Consider the following 3,517-nt stretch of genomic DNA (forward strand, 5'->3'; position numbering starts at 1 on the left):
GGTCACCATGGACACCCTGGTCGGCTGGGAACACGGCCCGGTCACCCACGGCTCCGCCGACGTGCCGGCGGAGCCGTGGGTGACCGGGCCGTGTTCCCAGCCGACCAGGGTGTCCATGGTGACCAGCGCACCCTCCGGCTCGGCGGCGACGACCCCGAGCAGGGTGCTGGTCCAGGCGTAGCCGACCCGGTTGGACAGGCTGCGCCGGGCCGCCTCGACCAGGCTTCGGGTCGCGGCGTCCGGCAGCACGTCCTGCGGCAGCAGCGACACGTCGTCGCCGGTGGTCACCACCTTGCCGAGCAGGGCGAGCCGGAGCATCTCCGGGGAGACCACGGCGGCGATCTCGGCGGGCCCGGCGAGCAGCACCCGGCGGGCCGGGGTGACCGGGGCGGGGCTGACCGTGACCTGGCCGCCGTCCCGGACACCGAGGTTGCCCAGGGTCAAATCGTCGGCGTAGAGCAGGGCGGTGCTCGCGGTCGGCTCGGCCGCCGCCACGATGCCGGCGGTCACCCGCCGGCCGGCCAGTCGCACCGGGTCGCCCGGGCGCAACCCGAGCGCGGTGAGCACCTCCGGGTGCAACCGGACGACGCCCCGCCGGGCGTCCAACGCCGCCGGCCGCAGGCTCGCGGTCAGGGTCAGGTCGGGTCGATCCACCGCCCGACCCTAGCCGCCGGCGTCACCCCCGCGCCCGGTCACCGGGGATGGTCGCCGTCGGCCAGCAGGGTGGGATCCCGGCGGATCAGTTCGGCGAGCCGGGCCGCCGGGTCGGGGCGTACCCCGTCCCGGCCGGAGGGCAGGTCGGGCACGGTGTTGACCGACAGCGGCCAGGTCGGCGGCGGAGCCGGCTCCGCGTGGACCGTCACGTCCGGCCCGGACCAGGCCACCCGCAGCGGGTACGCCTGCCCGTCCTGCTCGACCCGGACGGTGACCGCCAGCCCCGGGTGGCCGGCGACCACCCGGCGGACCGCCTCGGCCACCTCCTCGACCGGGTCCCGCCCGGCGGTGTCGTCGGCGGCGCGGTGACTGCCCACCCCGCCGCCGCGTTCCCGGCTGCCCGGCCCGCCGTCGCCGCGTTCCCGGCCGTCCGCCCGGCCCGGGTCCGGGCCGTCCGTCCGGCGCGGCACCAGGGTGTCGGCCCAGCCCGGCCCGGCGTTTCGGCCGGTCTCGGTCCGACCCGGGCCGGGCTCCGGCCGCTCGGTCGGATCCGCCGCGCCGGCCGGCTCGGCGGCCCGCCGCCGCAACGCCTCCTCGCGCCGCGCCAACCGGGCCAGTGTCTCGTCCAAACCACCCCTCATCACGACCACCCCTTCGATGAAACGGGTCTGAGCGCCCGGGAGTTCAGTCCCCCCGCTCCCGGGTGGCCCGGTCCAGCGCCCGGTCCAGGACGACCAGCAGGGCGTCCCGCACCGAGAGCCGGTCCCGGGCGTCGAACTGCACCAGCGGCACGTGGTCGCCGATGGCCAGCGCCCACCGGATCGCGCCGAGGTCGTGCGCGAGCCGCCCGTCGAAGGCGTTCACCCCGACCGCGAAGGGCAGCCCGGCGCGCTCGAAGAAGTCGATGGCCGGGTAGCAGTCGTCCAGCCGGCTGCTGTCCACCACGACCAGCGCGCCCAGCGCGCCCCGGGCCAGGTCGTCCCACATGAAACCGAACCGGGCCTGCCCCGGCGTGCCGAACAGGTACAGCTTCAGGCTGCGGTCGATGGTGACGCAGCCGAAGTCCATCGCCACCGTGGTGGTGGTCTTCGCGGTGCGTACGCCCGGGTCGTTGACGCCGATCCCGGCCGTGGTCATCTCCGCCTCGGTGGTCAGCGGGGCGATCTCCGAGATGGCGCCCACCGTGGTGGTCTTGCCGACCCCGAAGCCGCCGGCGATCAGGATCTTCACCGGAATCGGCGGCGCGGCGCGTCCGGCCGGGGCCGCCCGGGGCGCCGGGACGCGTCCGGTGGACGGGGCCGGCGGTCGCGGCGGCGTCGCCCGCCCGACCGGTGGCGGCGTGCCGCTCGGAGCGCCGTACCGGGCGGCGGCGCTGTTGGCGGCGACCGCGCCCTGCGGGGCGCCCGGCCAGTCAGGAGATCGCACGAAGTCCATCAATCACTCGCAGGATGAGGTCGGGGTCGTGGGCGTCGTCGGCGTCGGTGACGTGCACGTCCAGGTGGCCGGCGGCGCGCAGGTCGCCGACCAGCACCCGGGTCACGCCGAAGTGCAGCCGGGTCCGGGCGGAGATCTCCGCGACCGAGATCGGTTCGGCGCAGAGCGCGACGATCGCCGCCAGTTCCGGGGCGAGCCGGGCCGGCGGGACCGTCCACGGGGTGGTGTCCGGCCGGGCGGTCACCTGGGTCTCCAGCCCGATCGCCGGGTCGGCGCCGGTCACCCGGCCGGCGGTGAGCACGAACGGGCGCGGCCCGGCCGGCCCGGCTGGCTCGGGCTCCGGCTCGTCCACCGTCGCGGGTATGCCCGGATCGTCGGCGGACGCCCGCAGGTACGGCCGGATCCGGACCAGCGGTTCCGGATCGGGCTCGCCGGGGGCGTCCGGGGTCATTGCTGGGCGGCGTTCTTCAACTCGGCGATCAGGCGCGGGGTGAGCGCGCCGCCGGCCCGGCCGGCGAAGAGCGTCATCTCGTACGCGACGGTGCCCAGGTTGGCCGTCCGGTCGGCGACCACGCCGAGCACCGACCCGCTGCTGATCGCGGTGATCAGCAGGTAGCCCTCGGCCATGTCGACGACCACCCGGTTCAACCCGCCGAGGGCGTACCAGCTCGCGGCACCGCCGGCCAGGCTGGTCATGCCGGAGACCACGGCGGCGAGCCGCTCCGCGTTGGACCGGTCCTTGATCGCGGACATCGCCATCAGCAGCCCGTCCGAGGAGACCGCGATCGCCTCCAGCACGCCGGCCGTGCCGGAGGTGAAGGAGTCCAGCAGCCAGTTGAAGGTGCGGGCCTCCGGGCTGAGGTCACCGCCGGAGTCGGGGTGGTTCTGGTGGTCGAGGCTGTCGTGCGGGAAGGTGCTGGTCACCGTGATGTTCCCTCTTCGTCGGGCCGGTCTGGGCGGACTTCGTGCAGAGCGCGGGCGACGCCCGCCTCGAACGCGGTGAGGAGGTCGCGGACCTCGGCCGGGTCACCGGGGTGGTGGCTGACCGGCTGCTGGGCCGGGGAGGTGGTCAGGTTCGCCCCGGGCACCCGCCGGTTCAGCGCCAGCCCGGCGGGCGTACCGGGGTGGTCGGCCGGGTCGGCGTGGTGGGGCGGCCCGGCGGGCCGGGCGGGCTCGACCGGCTCCGGGACACCGGCGGGGAGGGTCAGCTCGGCCCGGCGTACGCCGGACTCGAACGACTCCAGCAACGCCCGGGCGGCGGCCGGGTCGGTGCCTGTGGCGTCCACCGGCCGGGCGGATGCGCCGGCCGGGGGCAGGCTGGCACCGGGCACCCGCTGCCGGATGCCGACCCTGGGCAGGCCCGGCCCTGCCCCTTATACACATCTCCGAGCCCACGAGACCGGAGCCTACCTCGTATCCCGTCTTCTGC

5 protein-coding genes and 1 pseudogene are annotated in these 3,517 nt (G+C 76.3%); all 6 read right to left on the reverse strand.

Annotated features, from left to right (window positions below; all coding sequences use genetic code 11):
- Positions 1–654, reverse strand: a pseudogene (locus DLJ47_RS31155) (AAA family ATPase); the annotation flags it as partial.
- Between the two features lie 38 nt (positions 655–692).
- On the reverse strand, positions 693–1,295 hold the full coding sequence (locus DLJ47_RS37680) for a hypothetical protein (RefSeq protein ID WP_274703367.1): 603 nt from the start codon (positions 1,293–1,295) through the stop codon (positions 693–695).
- Between the two features lie 43 nt (positions 1,296–1,338).
- Complete coding sequence (locus tag DLJ47_RS31165) at positions 1,339–1,890, reverse strand: GTP-binding protein (protein WP_109905411.1); 552 nt, start codon at positions 1,888–1,890, stop codon at positions 1,339–1,341.
- A gap of 175 nt (positions 1,891–2,065) precedes the next feature.
- Positions 2,066–2,539 carry a DUF742 domain-containing protein gene (locus tag DLJ47_RS31170; protein WP_109905407.1) on the reverse strand — a complete coding sequence of 158 codons (474 nt, stop codon included), beginning with the start codon at positions 2,537–2,539 and terminating at the stop codon, positions 2,066–2,068.
- Entirely contained in the window at positions 2,536–3,012 is a 477-nt protein-coding gene (locus DLJ47_RS31175) for a roadblock/LC7 domain-containing protein (RefSeq protein ID WP_109905409.1), read from the reverse strand. The genes DLJ47_RS31170 and DLJ47_RS31175 overlap by 4 nt, the downstream gene beginning before the upstream one ends.
- Positions 3,009–3,374: a hypothetical protein gene (locus DLJ47_RS31180; RefSeq protein WP_199236083.1), complete on the reverse strand. Its 366-nt coding sequence runs from the start codon at positions 3,372–3,374 to the stop codon at positions 3,009–3,011. Before DLJ47_RS31180 ends, DLJ47_RS31175 begins: the two co-directional genes overlap by 4 nt.
- Positions 3,375–3,517: the final 143 nt, after the last annotated feature.

It is taken from the genome of Micromonospora sp. S4605 (assembly GCF_003176715.1).
Classification (GTDB): Bacteria; Actinomycetota; Actinomycetes; order Mycobacteriales; family Micromonosporaceae; genus Micromonospora; species Micromonospora echinaurantiaca.